Annotated in this window: 15 protein-coding genes; 9 read left to right on the top strand and 6 right to left on the bottom strand. The window is 66.2% G+C overall.

Translation table 11 applies throughout. The features are described from left to right. Positions 1-2288: hypothetical protein (locus VGM20_10420; GenBank protein ID HEY4101276.1), on the top strand; the 2288-nt coding region annotated here is incomplete at its 5' end. 94 nt (positions 2289-2382) lie between these two features. Here the strand turns inward: VGM20_10420 and VGM20_10415 are convergent. From VGM20_10415 to VGM20_10405, 3 genes are all read right to left on the bottom strand, one after another. Beyond that, positions 2383-4608 (bottom strand): penicillin acylase family protein, encoded by a 2226-nt coding sequence (locus VGM20_10415; GenBank protein HEY4101275.1) that lies wholly within the window; start codon positions 4606-4608, stop codon positions 2383-2385. 69 nt (positions 4609-4677) lie between these two features. Further along, positions 4678-5199 carry a DinB family protein gene (locus VGM20_10410; protein ID HEY4101274.1) on the bottom strand — a complete coding sequence of 174 codons (522 nt, stop codon included), beginning with the start codon at positions 5197-5199 and terminating at the stop codon, positions 4678-4680. Positions 5200-5275: 76 nt separating this feature from the next. Continuing rightward, positions 5276-6568: an RNA polymerase sigma factor gene (locus VGM20_10405; GenBank protein ID HEY4101273.1), complete on the bottom strand. Its 1293-nt coding sequence runs from the start codon at positions 6566-6568 to the stop codon at positions 5276-5278. Between the two features lie 137 nt (positions 6569-6705). Here VGM20_10405 and VGM20_10400 point away from each other — a divergent pair, with 137 nt between their 5' ends. The 6 genes from VGM20_10400 to VGM20_10375 all read left to right on the top strand — a co-directional run bounded on the left by VGM20_10400 (position 6706) and on the right by VGM20_10375 (position 11312). Continuing rightward, positions 6706-7092: a GntR family transcriptional regulator gene (locus VGM20_10400; protein HEY4101272.1), complete on the top strand. Its 387-nt coding sequence runs from the start codon at positions 6706-6708 to the stop codon at positions 7090-7092. Beyond that, positions 7089-8012, top strand: a complete 924-nt coding sequence (locus VGM20_10395; protein HEY4101271.1) for an ABC transporter ATP-binding protein — start codon at positions 7089-7091, stop codon at positions 8010-8012. The genes VGM20_10400 and VGM20_10395 overlap by 4 nt, the downstream gene beginning before the upstream one ends. Beyond that, positions 8009-8662, top strand: a complete 654-nt coding sequence (locus VGM20_10390) for a hypothetical protein (protein ID HEY4101270.1) — start codon at positions 8009-8011, stop codon at positions 8660-8662. Before VGM20_10395 ends, VGM20_10390 begins: the two co-directional genes overlap by 4 nt. Next, positions 8655-9614 carry a hypothetical protein gene (locus tag VGM20_10385; protein HEY4101269.1) on the top strand — a complete coding sequence of 320 codons (960 nt, stop codon included), beginning with the start codon at positions 8655-8657 and terminating at the stop codon, positions 9612-9614. The genes VGM20_10390 and VGM20_10385 overlap by 8 nt, the downstream gene beginning before the upstream one ends. Then, positions 9611-10837, top strand: coding sequence for a hypothetical protein (locus VGM20_10380; protein ID HEY4101268.1), 1227 nt, complete (start codon positions 9611-9613; stop codon positions 10835-10837). Before VGM20_10385 ends, VGM20_10380 begins: the two co-directional genes overlap by 4 nt. Before the next feature lie 61 nt (positions 10838-10898). Next, positions 10899-11312, top strand: coding sequence for a hypothetical protein (locus tag VGM20_10375; GenBank protein HEY4101267.1), 414 nt, complete (start codon positions 10899-10901; stop codon positions 11310-11312). Between the two features lie 53 nt (positions 11313-11365). On the opposite strand, the gene VGM20_10370 is transcribed toward VGM20_10375, so the two are convergent. The 3 genes from VGM20_10370 to VGM20_10360 form a co-directional block, all read right to left on the bottom strand. Continuing rightward, on the bottom strand, positions 11366-11662 hold the full coding sequence (locus tag VGM20_10370; protein ID HEY4101266.1) for a MoaD/ThiS family protein: 297 nt from the start codon (positions 11660-11662) through the stop codon (positions 11366-11368). After that, entirely contained in the window at positions 11659-12774 is a 1116-nt protein-coding gene (locus VGM20_10365; protein HEY4101265.1) for a sialidase family protein, read from the bottom strand. Before VGM20_10365 ends, VGM20_10370 begins: the two co-directional genes overlap by 4 nt. Positions 12775-12860: 86 nt before the next feature. Then, positions 12861-13283 carry a YciI family protein gene (locus VGM20_10360; GenBank protein HEY4101264.1) on the bottom strand — a complete coding sequence of 141 codons (423 nt, stop codon included), beginning with the start codon at positions 13281-13283 and terminating at the stop codon, positions 12861-12863. 210 nt (positions 13284-13493) lie between these two features. Here VGM20_10360 and VGM20_10355 point away from each other — a divergent pair, with 210 nt between their 5' ends. Beyond that, positions 13494-14900, top strand: a complete 1407-nt coding sequence (locus VGM20_10355; protein HEY4101263.1) for a serine/threonine-protein kinase — start codon at positions 13494-13496, stop codon at positions 14898-14900. Then, positions 14897-16843 carry a DPP IV N-terminal domain-containing protein gene (locus VGM20_10350; GenBank protein ID HEY4101262.1) on the top strand — a complete coding sequence of 649 codons (1947 nt, stop codon included), beginning with the start codon at positions 14897-14899 and terminating at the stop codon, positions 16841-16843. The genes VGM20_10355 and VGM20_10350 overlap by 4 nt, the downstream gene beginning before the upstream one ends. Positions 16844-17039: the final 196 nt, after the last annotated feature.

The following is a 17039-nucleotide window of genomic DNA, read 5'->3' as shown; positions in this document are numbered from 1 at the left end:
GTGGCGACGACTACCAGAAGACGTGGATCAATCCGGTGAATCCCGACGTGCTGCTGGTCGTCTCGGATCAGGGCGGCGTGGTCTCGGCGAATCGCGGCAAGTCGTGGAGCAACTGGTACAACCAGCCAACGGCGGCGATGTACCACGTCAGCACCGACAACTCGTTCCCCTACATGGTGTGCGGCGGCCAGCAGGATTCCGGGTCGGCGTGCGTCGAGTCGCGGTCACCGGACGGCGAGATCACCTTCCACGACTGGCATCCGGTCAATATCCAGGAATACGGTGTCGCGGCACCCGATCCGAAGGACCCCGATCAGGTCTACGCGAGCCAGCGGACCAACGTCTCGCTCTACAATCGGAAGACCGGACAGACAACGACAATGGGGCCGGATGCGAGTGTCCGCACCGGTGACTTCGGCCGCAACGTGCGCACCATGCCGATCGTCTGGTCGCCGGTGCGTCCCGACGTGCTCTTCTATGCGTCGAATGCGGTCTTCAAGACGATCAATCACGGTCACTCGTGGACCCGCATCTCGCCGGATCTCTCCCGCGGCGCGGACTGGGCGGTTCCCGCGACGGCAGGCAAGTATGCTTCGACGGTGACACCGGCGGCGCAGGGCGCGATCACGGCGCTGTCGGCGTCGCCGAGGAGCCTGAACGTCCTCTGGGCCGGGACCGACGACGGCAACATCCAGGTGACGACGAACGGCGGCACACACTGGAGCAATGTCACGCCGGCCGCGATCAAGCCGTGGACCCGCATCTTCAACATTGAAGCGGGGCATTTCGATACGCTCACCGCGTATGCAGCGGCGAACACCCTGCGGCTCGACGATCTCAATCCGCACTTCTGGCGGACGCACGACGGCGGGAAGACGTGGACCGAGATCGACAACGGGATCGCGGGCGGTGCGGCGGCGAATTCGATCCGCGAGGATCCGCGGGTCAAGGGATTGCTCTATGCGTCGACCGACCTGCAGGTGTGGGTGTCGTTCGACGACGGCAATCACTGGCAGTCGCTCAAGCTCGACATGCCGGCGATCTCGGTGCGAGACATCCAGGTGAAGGATGATTCGACCTGTCTCTGCTCCGACCTCGTGGCGGGAACGCACGGGCGCGGCTTCTGGATTCTCGACGACGTGACGCCGCTCCGTCAGGAAGCGGCGGCGCTTGCCGCCGGCGGGAACTATCTCTTCAAGCCGGAAACAGCGGTGCGGATCCGCTTTGCGGGCAACGATCCGACGCCGTGGCCGCCGGAACTCCCGGCCGGCGAGAATCCGCCCCCGGGGGCGCTGATCGACTATTACCTCGCCGCCGATGCGTCACATGTCACGCTCGACATTCTCGACGCGGCGCATCACGTGCTCCGGTCTTACACGAGCGACGAGACGGCGATGAATCCCGATCCCGCGCGCGATCCGATGAAGTACAACGAGATCTGCAAGGCGACGCCGACAGCACCGGACTGCTCGCTACCGCTTTACTGGCCGGCGCCGTCGGTGGCGCTCTCCGCCGCGCACGGGATGCATCGGTGGAGCTGGGACATGCACTATGATCCGATCGGCGCCGGTGGTGGTGGCCGTGGCGGCGGGGGTGCCGGCGGAGCAGTACCGCATCGCACTTACCCGGGTGTTGCGTCGCCATGGGTCCCGCCGGGAGCGTACAGCGTCCGGCTTACCGTCGACGGCAAGAGCTACACCCAGCCGATCACGGTGCGGCTCGATCCGCGAATCAGGACGCCGGCGCTTGCGCTGACGCAGCTCTCGTCGCTCACGCGCGAGATGTATGACAACGCCCGCCGCACGCGCGAGGCCTATGACGCGGCGCGCGCACTCTCGGCCGCACTCGATCAGGCGAGCGGGAGCGATGTGGCCGCGTTCAAGGCGAAAGTTGATTCGCTGGCGCCGGCGGCGGCGGCGGGCGCAGGCGGAGGGCGCGGCGGTCGTGGCGGCGGGCGCGGTGGTCGCGGCGGCGGGGCCGGTGCGGCGGGTGCCGCAGGAGTGCCGGGTGCGGCGGCGGGTCGGGCCGGCGGACGTGGTCGCGGCGGCGCAGCAGCTGGTGGTGCCACGACGCTTGACGGTGCGAGCAGCGCGTCGATGGCTGCAGCTCAAGCGATGCAGAGTGCGGAAGTCGCGCCTACAGCGAGTCAGGTGGCAGCGTGCACCGAGGCTCGTTCGGCATCAGCCGCAGTGATGCTCAAGTGGAATGCGCTGCGGACCACCGGGCTTGCGGCGTTGAACGCCAAGCGGAAGGCTGCGGGAGAGCCGGCGATCGCGGTACCGCATTGAGCGTTATTTCGGGGGCATGAACGCGTAGCTCTCAACGACAACGCCGGCGACATCATGTCGCCGGCGTTGCTGCTTCGGAGATCTCGACCCGAGCTCAGCTTCCCGGATGATACTCCCGCTCGGTGTGCCCCTTGAGCTGTGACCGGTAGTAGTACACCGGCCGCAGGTTGCCGGTCGCGTACCGCTCGGCCTGATCGTTGAAGTGCTTCGACTTGGGATCGCCGCTCTCCCCGCCCGCGGTGACGGCGATCGCCCGGACGCTGTCGCCGAACTCGATCACCGACACGAACGAGTTGCCGCTGGTGCCGTAGAGTTTCTTCGCCTGCGCGGTGGTGCGCGCAGTCGCGAACGATGCCAGCGATCCCCACGTCGCGGTGGTGAACATCACCGGGATGCTCGGTGCCGCGTCGCTGAATGTTGCGGTGATGCTGTCGTCGACGCGCTGGAAGCGATTGACCTCACCCCATGGCTGTTTCCAGGTGCCGAAGTCGGCGGTCAGCTTGTCGCACGCGGCGACGAGCGACTGCAGCATCTGCGCGGGCGTCACGCGGTTGCCGAGCGGATCAGCTGCCGACGGAGCACCGGCTGCGGCGCCGCCACCTGCAGCTCGCCCCGCGCCGCGGCCGGCACCGCGGCCGGCGCGCTGGATGTCGGAACCCCAGTAGACCGCGAGCGTCGTCGGTATCGACGACGCCGACCAGCGCAGGTCCCAGCTGCGCAGCATGCCGATCTGCTCCGACAGCTTCGTCTTCAGCGAATCGCCGGCGGGGAGCGCGTCCCACGCGGCGATGAGCGCCGGAATTGGCTTCTCGAACCATGTCTGGTATGAATCGAACGCCGCCGCGCGCAATCCCTCGAGCGAGAAATCCTTGCGATTCTGCAGCACGCGGATCGCATGCAACCCGCGCGCGGATTCGGTGCCGTTGTCGACGTACCTCGGAAAATCGTCCTTCTTCGGCGAACTCGGCCCCGCCGCCGACCACGGCGAATTGTTCGAGTTGTAGAGCCACCCGCTCGCCGGATTGAAGAGGTGCGGCGTCTCATCAACCGAGAGCAATCCGTGATAGTCGGTCGCAGGGTTGCTGCCATCGACCGGGCGCGTCCAGTCGAACGACGTGTCGCGCCGGGGGATGTAGTTGCCGTGGAAGTAGGCGATGTCACCCGCGGCATCGGCGAAGATCGTGTTGTTCGAGGAATTGGTGTGCAGGTCGAACGACTGCCGGAAAGTCTTGTAGTCGCGCGCCTTGGTGCGGATGTACGACTGCGTGAGCGCCTTGACCGGCTCGTTCATCATCGCAAAGGTGACCCACTTGTCGCCGACCGTGTGGGTCACGGGTCCATGTTGCGTGTAGTAGACGGTGAATTTCTTCTCCGCCATCCCGTTCGCGGTCCTGTACGGCACGGTGATCACCGCCTCACGGACCGGGAGCTCGTCGTTGCCGTGCTTGTAGACATAGTGGTCGCCGCGCTTCGTCACCGTTTCGAGAAACTCGTCGGTGGCATCGACCGCGCTCGACGTGTGCATCCAGCCGATCTTGTCGTTGAACCCCTGATAGATGAAGAACTGCCCCCACGTCGACGCGCCGTACGCGTCGAGTCCCTCGTCACTCACCATCTGCAGTTCCGACCGGAAGAAGAACGACGTGTGCGGATTGATCAGCAGGAGTGCATGATGATTCACTGTATTGTTCGCTGATACAGCGATGCCGTTGGAACCACCGGGCTCGGGCGGCATGCCGTCGCCGGTCCCGGGATTCTCCGGCGCCGCCGCGGCGCCGCTCCCGCCGTAGAACGCCTGCAGCGCACCGAGATTGATCTTCTCGACGTCGCCACCGATGCTCCCTTCGGTGAACGAGAGCGCCATCCATGGCTCGAAATGCCTGATCACCTTTGGCGTGACCTGTGGATGCTTGTCGAGATAGAAGTTGAGGCCGTCGGCCCATGCGTCCATCAGCGACTTGAGCCACGCCGGCGACGTGGCGTAGAGCGCCTTCAGCGTGTCGGGATGGATGAAGAGTTTCATGCGGAGGTCTCGCCAGATCGCGGATTCGCCCTCGGTCTCGGCCAGGCGTCCCATCGCGTTGATGTAGTTCATCTCGACACGATTGAAATCGTCTTCCGCCTGCGCGTAGATGCCGCCGAAGACCGCGTCCGCGTCGGTCTTGCCGTAGACGTGGGCGATACCCCAGTCGTCACGGATGATGGTGACGTCGTGAGCGCGCGCATCCCAGCGCGCCCGTTCTGCAGCAGGCACGGGTGTCCGAGGCGCGGGATGCGGTGCGGCGAAGAGCGCGGCGAAGACAGGAAGCGACCAGAGCATGACATCCTCCATCCGGATCTTGTGGTGCGGGAATGCATCAAAACTACCACGGCGGCAAGCCGATGCCGGTCAGGCGAGATATCTGGTCCGCAACAGGTCGACGTGGTGCGCGACGTGGCCCGCCACGATGTACGCCAGCGCCCGAACGGTGATTGGATTGCCGCCGGCCACTCCACGCCGTCCCCACGCCTCGTCGGGGAGCGAGTCGAAAAGCGCGATCGATGCGCCACGAACCGCGTCGAATTCCGCAACGTGGCTCGCCCAGGCGCGCTCATTCGCGCCGGCCGATGCGATGGCCACATCCTGATCGAAGCTCGGCACCTCCGTCTCGATGCCGCGGGCAAACCAGAGCATCCGGTAGGTGAAGATGCGCTCGGTGTCGTTGACGTGGCTGAGCACCTCACGGATCGACCATTTGTCCGACGCATAGCGGAAGAGCGACCGCTCTTCCGACACGCTGCGGACGAGCGCAAGGACGTCGGATCGCTGCGAGTGCAACGTGCGACGGACGTCGCCGCGCGGCGCCTTGGCGATGTAACCGGCGAAATATTCGGCTGCCTCGCCAGGTACCGGTGGTTCGAATGGATTCATGCTGATCTCGGTGGTGGACAGTTCTGCTGCAGCGTGGCGGCTGCGGCCGTGAATATCATCTCGCTGGAAGGACGGCCTAAGATGCCGGCCGATCGGCTGCCGCGCCAGACTGGCGACGCGCTGCGGCCGCACGGTCGAGCAGAATGGTCCGCTCGCGTTCGTTGCGCGTCAGCGTCCCGCCCCGATCGAATTCCGCCGCAGCTTCCTCGAACCGGCCGAGCTTCTCGAGGAGATCGCCGCGCACGGCGTGAAGGAGGTAGTACTGCTCGAGAGAACCCTCGCTTCCGAGCGCATCGGCAATTGCCAGTGCCGGCGCGGGCCCGACTGCCATGCCGACGGCCACGGCGCGATTGAGTTCGACCACCGGCGATGGCGAGAGTGCGACCAGCGCGCCGTAGAGTGCCGCGATCAGTGTCCAGTCGGTTTCGGACGCAATGCGCGCGCGCGCATGACACGCCGCGATCGCCGCCTGCAGGCCGTACGGGCCGAGCTCGCCCAAAGCGCCGGCCTGGTCGAGTGCGGCGAGACCGCGGCGGATCAGCAGCTGGTCCCACTGGGCGCGATCCTGGTCGAGGAGGAGAATCGGTTCACCCGCCGGACCGGAGCGCGCGCGAAGCCGCGACGCCTGCAGCTCCATCAACGCGAGGAGCCCGTGGACCTCACGCTCCTGCGGTGCGAGCCCGACGAGGATCCGGCCGAGGCGAAGCGCCTCGTCGCATAATGTCGGACGGGTCCACGCGTCGCCCGCGGTCGCCGAGTATCCCTCGTTGAAGATCAGATAGATCACGCCGAGGACGGCGGGAGTCCGCGCGGTGAGGTCGCTCCCGCGCGGCACGTCGAACTCGACCTTTGCCTGCGCCAGGGTGCGCTTGGCGCGCACGATCCGCTGCGCCACCGTCGCCTCCGGCACCAGAAAGGCGCGGGCGATTTCCGGCGTCGACAACCCGCCGAGGAGACGGAGCGTCAGCGCAACCTGGCCCTCGCTGGAGAGGACCGGGTGGCAGGTCATGAAGATCAGGCCGAGGAGGTCGTCGCCGACCGGGTCGTCGATTGCGGCGTCGAGGAGGTCGACCTCGGCGTCGCGTTCGGCATCGAGCGCCACACCGATCTCGGCGTGCTTGGCATCGACGCGGGTCGACCGGCGCATCTGGTCGATCGCGCGGTGCTTCGCAGTCGCCATCAACCAGGCACCTGGATTGTCGGGAATTCCGGTCACCGGCCATCGCTCGAGGGCGGCGACGAGGGCGTCCTGGGCGAGGTCTTCGGCGTGGCCAACGTCGCGGACAAAGCGGGTCAGGCCGGCGATCAGGCGGGACGATTCGATCCGCCAGACCGCTTCGACGGCGCGGTGGGTTTCGGTCGCTGACATCGCCCGCAATCAGGCGTGAACCGGACCGCGAAGCAACGCCGCCGACGGAGTGGCCGGAGGGGGACCTATTGACGGCAGGCCGGAAGGCCGATACTGTATCGGTACAGTGATACAGTTAGCGATACACCCGGAGCCACATGCTCGCTGATCTCGACCCGAAGAGCGCCGTCCCGCTGTACGAGCAGATCGCCGTGCGGCTCAAGGCCGCGGTGGCGACGGGGGAGCTTCGGCCGGGGGAGATCCTCCCCTCGGTGCGGGAGCTGGCGGGGCGGCTGCGGATCAATCCGGCGACGGTGGTCCAGGCATATCGAACCCTCGAGGATGAGGGATTTGTCGAGTTGAAGCAGGGCGCGGGGACGTTCGTCCGCAGCATGCCGGTGGAGAGCCGGTCGCGAGAGCGAGTGGCGCAGGCCCGGCGTCTCGCGCGCCAGATGCTCGCCGATGCCGCGCGCCTCGGCCTCTCCCGGCAGGAGCTGCGTGAGGCGATCCGCCACGAACTGGATGGAGGAGGAGAGAGTCGATGAGTCTCGCGATTGAAACGCACGGACTGACCTACCGCACTTCCCGGGAGTTCTCGATCGAGGATCTCTCGATCGCGGTGCCGACGGGGGCGCTGTACGGCTTCCTCGGGCCGAATGGATGCGGCAAGACGACGACGATCCGCATGCTGCTCGGCCTGCTGCGGCCCGACGCGGGGTCGATCGCTCTGCTGGGTCACGCGATTCCTGATCAGCTCCCCGCGGCACTGGCGCGGATCGGCGTGATCCCCGACCGGCCGCACCTCCATCGGTACCTGACGGTGACCGAGTCGCTGGACTTTCATCGGGCATTCTATCCGGCGTGGGACGCGACGTGGGCCGCGACGTTGCTGCGCGATTTCCGGCTGCGTGCGTCGCAGAAGGTGTCGGGCTTGTCGAAGGGCGAAACGGCGAAGCTGATGCTGCTCCTCGCGCTCTGTCAGCGCCCGGACCTCCTGGTGCTCGACGAACCGATGGATGGTCTCGACCCGGTGGTCCGCCGTGATGTGCTGGCCGCGCTGCTGGAGTACGTGTCGACGCACGGCGCGACGGTGCTGGTCTCGAGCCACCTGGTGCACGAACTCGAACGGTTCTGCGACTGGATCGGCGTGATGGATCGCGGGCGGCTGGTGGTGGAATTGCCGATGAGCGAGTTCCGCAACGGCAACAAGCGGATCCGCGTCTCGACGGAGATCGCGCTCGATCTCGCGGCAACGCCGTTCACGGTGCTCGCGCGCACGCATGAAGGCGGATCGACCGAGAGCTGGGTCGTGCGCGGTTGGGAGCCGGCGATGACGGGATGGTTCGATCGCGGCGGTGTGACGCTGCGCGAGGTCGCGGATCTCGATCTGGAAGATGGCTTCGTGGAACTGTTGCGCGCATTCCGGACCGATCGTGCGGACGAAGAAACTGAGGGGGCGGCGTGATGCTCAGGGCAATCGTGAAGATCCAGTGGATGGCGATGCGGACGCTCGTGGCGGCGCTGGCGCTGACGGCGTTCGCGCTGCCGATCGTATCGATCCGGACCGGATGGAGTGGCGCGGTGGCGAACCTGCCGCTCTTTCTCACCGAGCTCGAGCTGTGGGGATTCTTCTATCCCGCGCTTGCCGCTGTGGCGGCGATCATCCTCGCCGCCGGGACGTGGATGTCGGACCGGCGCGGACAGCATGTGTACGCGATGCTGTTGCCGGTGCCACGGTGGCGGTACGTGCTGCTCCGGTACGCGGCTGGCCTGGTGATGCTGCTGCCGGTGGCGCTGGCGCTCTGGCTCGGGGCGCATGTCGCCACGCTGGGGCTCGATCTGCCGCCGGGGATCCGCACCTATCCCGATGCGATCGCCGCGAAGTTCGCCATCACGCTGCTGCTCCTCTTCGCGATGTGCTTCGCATTCGCGTCGGCTTCGACCCGGACGATCGGGATCGCGATCCGGCTGGTCGGCCTCTTTCTCGCGGTGCACGTCGCGGTGATCCTGATCGCGCCCAAGGTGAACCTGTTGTGGATGGCCGTGCGAGCGCTCGCGATCTTCCCGGGTCCGTTCGCACCGCTCGGTGGACGCTGGATGCTCCTCGATGCGTAGCGCGATCCGCTGGGGGGTGCTCGCGCTTCCGCTCTTCCTGCCGATCCGGTCACCGGCGCAGTCGGTGAATGCGTGGCGCGACTCGGTGGTGCGCCTGGCGGCACAGGTGCGGTCGCTGCGCGATTCAATGATCAGGGGCGATTCAAACACCGTGGAGCTCGCACAGCGAGGCCAGCTCGTGATGTCGGGGTCCCGCGACCAACGGAACGCCGCGGTCACGGCGCTCGACCAATTCGCGGACGCGACCGGCCGATGGTTCGGGACCGCCGTACCATCGTCCGACGGTTTTCGTATTGTCGTGGACTTGAGACCAGCCCGGGTGGAGAGCACCGACGACGCCAGACGGACTCCGGGTACGCTGGTGCTGACCGGACTTCCGGATACCGGGAGTTCGCTCCGATCGAGCCGCAACAGCCTGCCGGCGAATGTCGCTGCAACGCTCATCGATCAGTACACGACATCGATGTTCAATCAGCTGCCGCTGCGCCTGCAGCAGTGGCTCGGCTTTGCACCACCCGTGAACAACACCGATCATGATCGCCGCAACATTGCGATGTATCTCCTTGTGACGGGGACCGGAAAAGGTCAGCGGGCCTGCGTCAGGGGCGATGTCGAGGCGTGCGCCGTGACGCTCGCCGTTCGCCGCTCGACCGACGCCGCCATCGGCGGCCCGTTTGCCACCATGCTTCGCGCCGATCTGCTGCGTGCCGCCATCGACATTGGCGGAGCCGGCGCGTGGGGGCGCTTCCGCGACGCCGGGAGCGCGGATGTCGAGCCGGCGCTGGTGGCAGCGGCAGGGATCCCGCTGGATTCGCTGATCGTTCGCTGGCGCGCGCAGCTGGTCGGGTTGCGTCCGAATACGTCGCCGGTGACGGCCCCCCGGGTGATGCTTGCGATCGGATGGACCATCGTGGCGCTCGCGGGAGCGCTGGGAGCGGCACGATGGGGATGAAGCGACGCCGCGCCGGTCTGGCGGCGCTGACTCTGGCGGCGGTGCTGCTGCCGCTCTGGCACCGGACCAGACCGGTCGACAGCGCTGACGCGCGAATCGTGGATCGCAGCGCCGAGCTCGAATCGCTCGAAGCGCGCGAGTACGATGCGGTGGGACGGTGGACCCAGCTTGCGCAGCGGGACTCGGCGCTGGCGTATCTCGATCGCCTGCAGCCGACGGGTCCTGCGCCACAGCTCGTCATGCAGGGATATCCCGCGACCATCGCAACGACGGACCTGCAAGCGATGGTAACATCGCTCTGGGCCAGGATCGGGGCCGTCGATACCTCGCTGCATGTCGCCGTGATCGTCCAGAACGACAGCCTCAATCAGGTGGCTCGCTTCTCCTGGGGCTGGTACCAGGGTGCGGTATTCGCGACGCGAGGTCGCACGCGGTGGTGCCTTGCGGTGCTCTCGGGCTACTACCGCGGCGGAAAGGTGTCTGTCAGCGACGGCGCCTTCGAGCTCGCCACCGCACCGTGCATACTGAACGCCGCGTTCGGGCCGCCGGGCAAGGCAGTCCAGCAATGGCTCACCGCGACGAGATACCAGGGAGCGCGGTCGAATCACTGGTTGGTTCCGGGGCCGGATGAATTCGGGCCGTGGGACATGATGCGCAGCTCGATGCGGCCTGACCTGCCGAGGAACGCCTTCTTCACGATCGCAGAGGAAACCGGAACGCTCGACCTCGCGGGACTCCTTCGCCCGCCCTACGAGTACGGTGCCGACGGGGTGCGATGTCTCGATGGCGACACCAGATCGTGCAGCACCATGGTGCTGCATCCCGCAGTCACGACGTGGCCGGATGCGAGAATTCCCACGGACATCACGCTGGAGCGAAGCTCTCCGGTGGATCCGACCGTGACGTTCGCCACCGTCCGCGGGCCGAGGCCGACATTGGTCGCCGGACTGATCTCGCAGTACGGGCGGGAGCGATTTCAGAGATTCTGGTCATCGGAACAGCCGATCGAGGTGGCGTTCCAGGAGGCGTTCGGCGAATCGCTCGGGACCGGTGTTGCGCGGTGGGCGCACGGAGAGTGGCTCAAGACGCGTGACGCGGAGTTCCGGAGCGCCACGATCCTCACCGGCGCGACGCTGCGGCCGTCGTGGGTGATCCTGCTGACGCTCTATTCCGGGTTGGCGGTGCTGATCTCAACGGCGGTGGCACGGCGGCGGCACGTGTAGGGCGGTCGATGTGCCGGACGCGCTCGATTGCGGGCCTCAGACAATGTGATATACTCAAATCATGCCGTCGCCATCACGATACCAAGTCGCCGCTCTGTGCGGACTCCTCGCCCTCGGCGCCGGCTGCTCGACCGGCGAGTCGTCTTCACTGTCCGGCCGCTGGGGCGGCGTTGACTTGCGACTCGTTGCCGATGGAGACAGCGTCCAGGTGCGGGTCCCGTGCCTCACCTTCATCACGCCCGGTCCGATCCACGTCAACGATGACGGCACCTTCCAGCTGACCGGAACAAACGAGCCGCTGGTGAACTTTGCCGGCGGCACCTACCCGATCCATCTGAGCGGGCGGATCAGTGGTTCGCTGCTCCAGGCGTCCTATTACACTGGAGCGCCGGCCACATCGCCGCCCAGGACGACCGACGTTCAGCTGGTTCGCGGACAGGACGGATCGTTCAGCGGATTCTTCTGCGTCGACTAGCTGCATGACGCTGAGGCGCGGGCGTCCGCGTCATACGGCAGCCGGACCGGTCGTCACCCCCCCGCAATCGCTCCCACCACCAGCAACGGCTCATCGCCCCGCACGACCGCGTCGGGGAGCGGGTTGTCGGCGGGATCGTGCGACAGATCCTCGCCGCAGGCGAAGAAGCGGAGAAACGGCCGCCGTCGATAGGTGACGTGATCGCGGATGGTACCGCGCAGCATCGGGTACCGCGACTCGAGCGCGTCGAGCGTCGAATGGATCGTCACCGGCACCGCAGGATCGAGTTCGACGGCGCCCTCAACGCGCGCCAGCGTCCGCAGGTGCGCCGGCAATTCGACCCGCATCATTGCAGCGTCTGGACCTCGACCGAGAGGACCGACGGCAGGTCGCGCACGATCGGCTCCCAGTGGTCGCCGGCGTCGGCCGATGCGTAGACCTGACCCCCGGTGGTGCCGAAATAGACGCCACACGAGTCGAGTGAATCGACCGCCATCGCCTCGCGCAGGACGTTGACGTAGCAGTTCTCCTGGGGCAGTCCGTTGGTGAGTGCTTCCCATTCGTTGCCACCGGTGCGGGAGCGATAGACCCGCAGCTTCCCTTCCGGCGGATAGTGTTCGCCGTCGCTCTTGATCGGCACGACGTAGATCGTCTCCGGTTCGTGCGCGTGGACGTCGATCGGAAAGCCGAAGTCGGAGGGGAGATTGCCGCTCACCTCGCGCCATGATTCGGCGGCGTTGTCGCTGCGCATCACGTCCCAGTGCTTCTGCATGAAGAGGACGTCGGGCCGATCGCGATGCATGGCGATCCGGTGGACGCAGTGACCGACATCGGCGTCGGGGTCGGGGATGTACTGCGATCGCAGCCCGCGATTCATCGGCTCCCAGCTCGCGCCGTCGTCGTCGCTGCGGAAGACACCCGCCGCGGAGATGGCGATATAGATCCGGCCATGGTGCACGGGGTCGAGAAGAATGGTGTGCAGCCCCATCCCGCCGGCACCGGGCTGCCAGCGCGACCCAGACCCGTGCTGGCGCAGCCCCGAGAGTTCCTGCCAGTGCTGGCCGGCGTCAGTCGACTTGAAGATCGCTGCGTCTTCCACACCGGCGTAGACCGCGTCGACGTCGGTGAGCGAGGGCTCGAGATGCCACACGCGCTTGAACTCCCAGGGATGCGGCGTGCCGTCGTACCACTGGTGTGTTCCCGGCACGCCGTCGTAGGTGAACTGGTTGCCCACCGGATTCCAGCTCTTGCCGCCATCGTCGGATCGCTGAATCGTCTGGCCGAACCAGCCGCTGCATTGCGAGGCGTATAGGCGCTCGGGATCGACCGGCGAACCTTTCACGTGGTAGATATCCCAGCCGGCAAAGTGCGGCCCGCTCACGTCCCACTTCTTGCGTTTGCCATCGGACGTCAGAATGAACGCACCCTTGTGAGTTCCGACGAGAACTCGAACGCTGCTCATACGTGCTCCTGGTTGTTCGCTCCGTTACATCTGCCCGGCGGCGCCGTGGATGGTATCCCCGGCGCCGGTCAAAGAGTGTAACACCGTCACTTGCGATTGGCCTCGGCCGCGGCGCGGGTCCGCGCGCCCCGCTCGAGGATCTCCGGCGTGGCGGCGGCGCCGAAGTCTTCCGGCTCGAAAACCTGGCGCAATTCGATCTCCGCGCCGCCGCCGAATGGGGCGCGCTTGAGCCATTCGATTGCTTCGTCCCTCGACTTCACCTGCCAGATCCAGTAGCCGGCGATCAGCTCCTTCGTCTCAGCGAACGGCCCGTCGGTCACCGTCGTCCTGCCGCCATCGAACTTGATCCGCACGCCCTTGGAGGACGGGTGAAGTCCGTCGCCGGCGAGCATGACGCCGGCCTTGACCAGTTGTTCGTTGTACTTCCCCATCGAATCGAGCAACTCCGTGGTGGGAAGAATTCCGGCCTCGGATTCCCTGCTCGCCTTGACGATCACCATGAACCGCATTGTGGGCCTCTTTCAGGTTTCGGGTCTGTTGAGGAACGGCCACGTTGGCCGCCCGCTCGGTCTCTACAAGGGCGTCGAACGAGAACCGCCAAAATCGACATCGGCGCCGATGCGATTGCCGCGCGACCGGTTCCTCCGTACTATCAACTCTCTTCCGGCCGGCCCCACGTCCCATCGCGCCGGGCGAACTTATCGATATCCCGGAGCCAAGTGACTGACGCGCAGGCAAAGCTCGCCGAGGCACTGACTGGCCGGTACGCCATCGACCGGGAGGTCGGTGCGGGCGGGATGGCCACCGTCTATCTGGCGAGCGATCTCAAGCACGACCGGAAGGTCGCGCTGAAGGTCCTTCGGCCGGAGCTCTCCGCGGCGCTCGGCTCGGAGCGCTTCCCGCGCGAGATCAAGTTCGTCGCCCAGTTCAACCATCCGCATATCCTGTCGCTGTATGACTCGGGAGAGGTGCAGGGCTTCCTCTTCTATGTGATGCCGTACGTTGAAGGCGAATCGCTCCGCGACCGCCTCGGCCGCGAGAAGCGGCTGCCGATTCCCGATGCGATCCGGATCTTCAAGGAAGTCGCCGACGCGCTGGCGTACTCGCACGCACGCGGCGTGGTCCATCGCGACATCAAGCCGGGCAATGTGCTGCTGAGCGGGCGGCACGCGGTCGTCACCGATTTCGGGGTGGCAAAGGCGGTCACCGCGGCCGGCGGCGATTCGATGACGACCGTCGGGATGGCGGTCGGCACCCCGCATTACATGGCGCCGGAACAGGCGATGGGCGATGCCAACATCGACCAGCGCGCCGACATCTACGCCCTCGGCATCCTGATGTACGAGATGCTGACCGGCCGCACGCCGTTCTCGGCGGAGACGCCGCAGGGAATTCTCGCGGCGCATGTGATGGAGGCGCCGAAGGACGTCCGCGAGTTCCGGCCCGAGGTCGGTGACGCACTCGCCGCGATCGTGATGCGCTGCCTCGCCAAGGATCCGGCCGATCGGTGGCAGAGCGCCGATGAATTGATGGCACAACTCGACCTGATCGGCACGTCGGTGAGCGGCGGCGTCACGCCGACGACGACGCGCCGGCTCCCGGGATACCCGGGCGGTGCGCCGGCCAGCCGTCGCCGGGTCGCGGTGTGGATCGCGGCGGTGGCGCTGCTGCTCGTCATTGCTGGCGCGTGGTTCCTCAGCCATCGCGGCAGCGGGCGGATCCAGCGGATCGGTGTGATGCCGATCGAGGATATCTCGGGGAAGGACTCGATCTTCGTCGCCGCGATGCACGACGCGCTGACCAATGCGCTCTCGCGCCAGGGCAAGGTGACCGTGGCATCGCGCTCAGAGATGATGCACTACAAGGGATCGTCAAAGACGACGCGCGAGATCGCGAAGGAGCTGCAGCTCGATGCAGTGGTCGAGGCGACGGTCTTCCGGGCCGGCGACGTGATGCGAATCAATGTCCAGTTCACCGACCCGGTGACCTCGCGGTCGCTCTGGGCGGATACCTACAGCCCCAATGTCAGCAACGTGCTCGCGGCGCAGGACAGCGTCGTGGGCAGGATCCAGCACGGGATCGACAGCGTGCTGGTGGGTGCGAAGAAACCAGGAGCAACACCATGAAGCGGATGATGTTCGCCGGCGGGCTGCTGTCCCTCGCGGCGTGTGCACCGAAACCGTCGGGATTGCCCCCAGTCACGTTCATCTCGCCCGACAGCGCCAATCAATCGCTGGCCCGCTTTTCACCCGACGGTTCACGGATCGACTGGTGGGAGCCGAGCGGACAGGTGCAGCAACTGTGGACATCGGACGCGGCGATGAAGAACCCCGTCAAAGTTCCGGTGACATCACTCGCCATGTACGCCCCGGTCTGGTCGCCCGATGGCTCACGCGTCGCCGTCACATCAAGTGATGGTGGGCTGCTCCAGATCGCGATCGTTCCTTCCGCTGGCGGCGCACCGCAACAAATCACCCACGAGTCGGGTCTCGCTGTCCCTGTCATGTGGAATCGCGATGGCGACCGGATCGCCTATTTCGCGACGACGGGATCGGGCGGCGGGACGTACACGTCGTTCGCCCTGTCGATCAGCCATCACACCACCACACCGCTGGTCCCGGGAGAATCCCTGCCCTACGTCGGATTCTGGTCGCCTGACGGCACTCGAATCGCGTACGACGTCTTCGAGGGGAGCAAGCAGACGATCTGGGTGGCCGACAGCGCGGGACAGCATCCGCGGCAGCTGACGACCGACGGTTTCGAAGTGTTTGCACAGACCGATCAGGTCTGGTCGCCTGACAGCAAGGAGATCGTGTACGAATCACGGCGGACCGGCACGTCAGATATCTGGGTTGTCTCGGCCGACAGCGGTGCTCCACGACAACTCACTCGCGATATCCGCAACGACACCAGGCCATACTGGTCGCCGGACGGGAGGTGGATTGCGTTCGAGTCGGATCGCGGGCGCCAGACCGATCTCTGGGTCGTTCCCACCGCAGGCGGGCCCGAGATCCGGGTGACAGATGACGCCGACCAGGAAACGATCGATCAGTGGTTTCCGGGATCCCGCAAGCTGGTCTACACCACCGGCCAGGGTGAGAGCGGGATCTGGGCAATGTCCCTCGCTGACAGCACCGAGCACCGGTTGACGCCCGATTCGATCCGGGCCACGCTGATGCAGCTCTCGCCTGACGGGAAGGAAGTGGCGTTCCGGATCGATCACGGCGGCAACGTGAGCGACATCGCCGTCATGCCGATTGGTGGCGGGCCGCTGCGAACGCTGGTCGAGGGCGGCAGCAACTCCGAGATGGCATGGTCGCCCGACGGATCTCACCTGGCGTTCATTTCGGATCGGAGCGGAACGCCCGATCTCTGGGTCGTTGATCTTGCCGGTGGCACACCGCGTCAACTCGACAACTGGCCGGGAACGGAGCAGAACCCGGTCTGGAGCGGCGACGGGTCGTCGATCTATTTCGCCTCTGATCACGATTCGCGGATTGAGGACGTGTGGAAGGTCGCGGCCTCGGGCGGCGAGCCGCAACGGATCACGAAATCCGGCAATCTGAATCAGGTCGGTGGCCGGACTGGCCGGCCCGAGGTTCTCGCGAACATTGTCGATGCGACGGGACAGTTCGCCTCGATGATCGTGAAGGACGATGGAACCTTCACACCGATCTGGAAGCACAACAACTCATTTGCCGTTGACCTGCTTCCCGGAGATTCGGCAATCGTTGCCCAGCCCGCGGCAGCAGGCTTTGCGTTCTACGCGGTACCGATCGGGAGCGACAGGGATGCCGCGTCGCTGCTGAATCCCGGTGACAACGTGGCGTACGTCTCGGACGACGGCTCGAAAATCCTCTATCTGGTGGTGAACGGAGCAACTCGCGATTTGGGTCTTCTCGACCGGAAGACCGGAGTACGCCGCCAGTTGACGCACACCGCGGCGGATGAAGGTGCCGCCACCCTGACCCCCGATGGCAAGACGGTGGTCTTCGTCCGGTCTCGGCCGGTGCGCCGGATCGCGATCGCCGATCTGACCAAGTTGCTGGCGGGAGCGCACCCGCAATAGCATCTGCGGTGCATCCGACCGGGTGACCGTCGTCCCCGGGACCGTCCAACACTCCGAGGATCACATGTTCATGACCATCGCCGCCCTGGGACTCGCCGCCGCCGCACCTGGGCCGCGTCCCATCGTCCATCACGCCCAGAGCGTCAGGTACACCGCCGAGATGACCGGCTCGAGCGAGACCCCCGCCACGACGTCG

The sequence above is a fragment of the Gemmatimonadales bacterium genome, assembly GCA_036500345.1.
Lineage (GTDB): Bacteria > Gemmatimonadota > Gemmatimonadetes > Gemmatimonadales > GWC2-71-9 > Palsa-1233.
Note: the sequence above shows the minus strand (reverse complement) of the source record. Positions and strands in the feature narration are given on the sequence as shown.

What these genes read in the sequence shown, in the direction of transcription:
- VGM20_10365 (HEY4101265.1), bottom strand. Translation starts at nt 12,774, where the DNA reads ATGAGCAGCGTTCGAGTTCTCGTCGGAACTCACAAGGGTGCGTTCATT.
- VGM20_10410 (HEY4101274.1), bottom strand. Translation starts at nt 5,199, where the DNA reads ATGAATCCATTCGAACCACCGGTACCTGGCGAGGCAGCCGAATATTTC.
- VGM20_10395 (HEY4101271.1), top strand. Translation starts at nt 7,089, where the DNA reads ATGAGTCTCGCGATTGAAACGCACGGACTGACCTACCGCACTTCCCGG.
- VGM20_10375 (HEY4101267.1), top strand. Translation starts at nt 10,899, where the DNA reads ATGCCGTCGCCATCACGATACCAAGTCGCCGCTCTGTGCGGACTCCTC.
- VGM20_10380 (HEY4101268.1), top strand. Translation starts at nt 9,611, where the DNA reads ATGAAGCGACGCCGCGCCGGTCTGGCGGCGCTGACTCTGGCGGCGGTG.
- VGM20_10370 (HEY4101266.1), bottom strand. Translation starts at nt 11,662, where the DNA reads ATGATGCGGGTCGAATTGCCGGCGCACCTGCGGACGCTGGCGCGCGTT.
- VGM20_10385 (HEY4101269.1), top strand. Translation starts at nt 8,655, where the DNA reads ATGCGTAGCGCGATCCGCTGGGGGGTGCTCGCGCTTCCGCTCTTCCTG.
- VGM20_10405 (HEY4101273.1), bottom strand. Translation starts at nt 6,568, where the DNA reads ATGTCAGCGACCGAAACCCACCGCGCCGTCGAAGCGGTCTGGCGGATC.
- VGM20_10400 (HEY4101272.1), top strand. Translation starts at nt 6,706, where the DNA reads ATGCTCGCTGATCTCGACCCGAAGAGCGCCGTCCCGCTGTACGAGCAG.
- VGM20_10350 (HEY4101262.1), top strand. Translation starts at nt 14,897, where the DNA reads ATGAAGCGGATGATGTTCGCCGGCGGGCTGCTGTCCCTCGCGGCGTGT.
- VGM20_10415 (HEY4101275.1), bottom strand. Translation starts at nt 4,608, where the DNA reads ATGCTCTGGTCGCTTCCTGTCTTCGCCGCGCTCTTCGCCGCACCGCAT.
- VGM20_10360 (HEY4101264.1), bottom strand. Translation starts at nt 13,283, where the DNA reads ATGCGGTTCATGGTGATCGTCAAGGCGAGCAGGGAATCCGAGGCCGGA.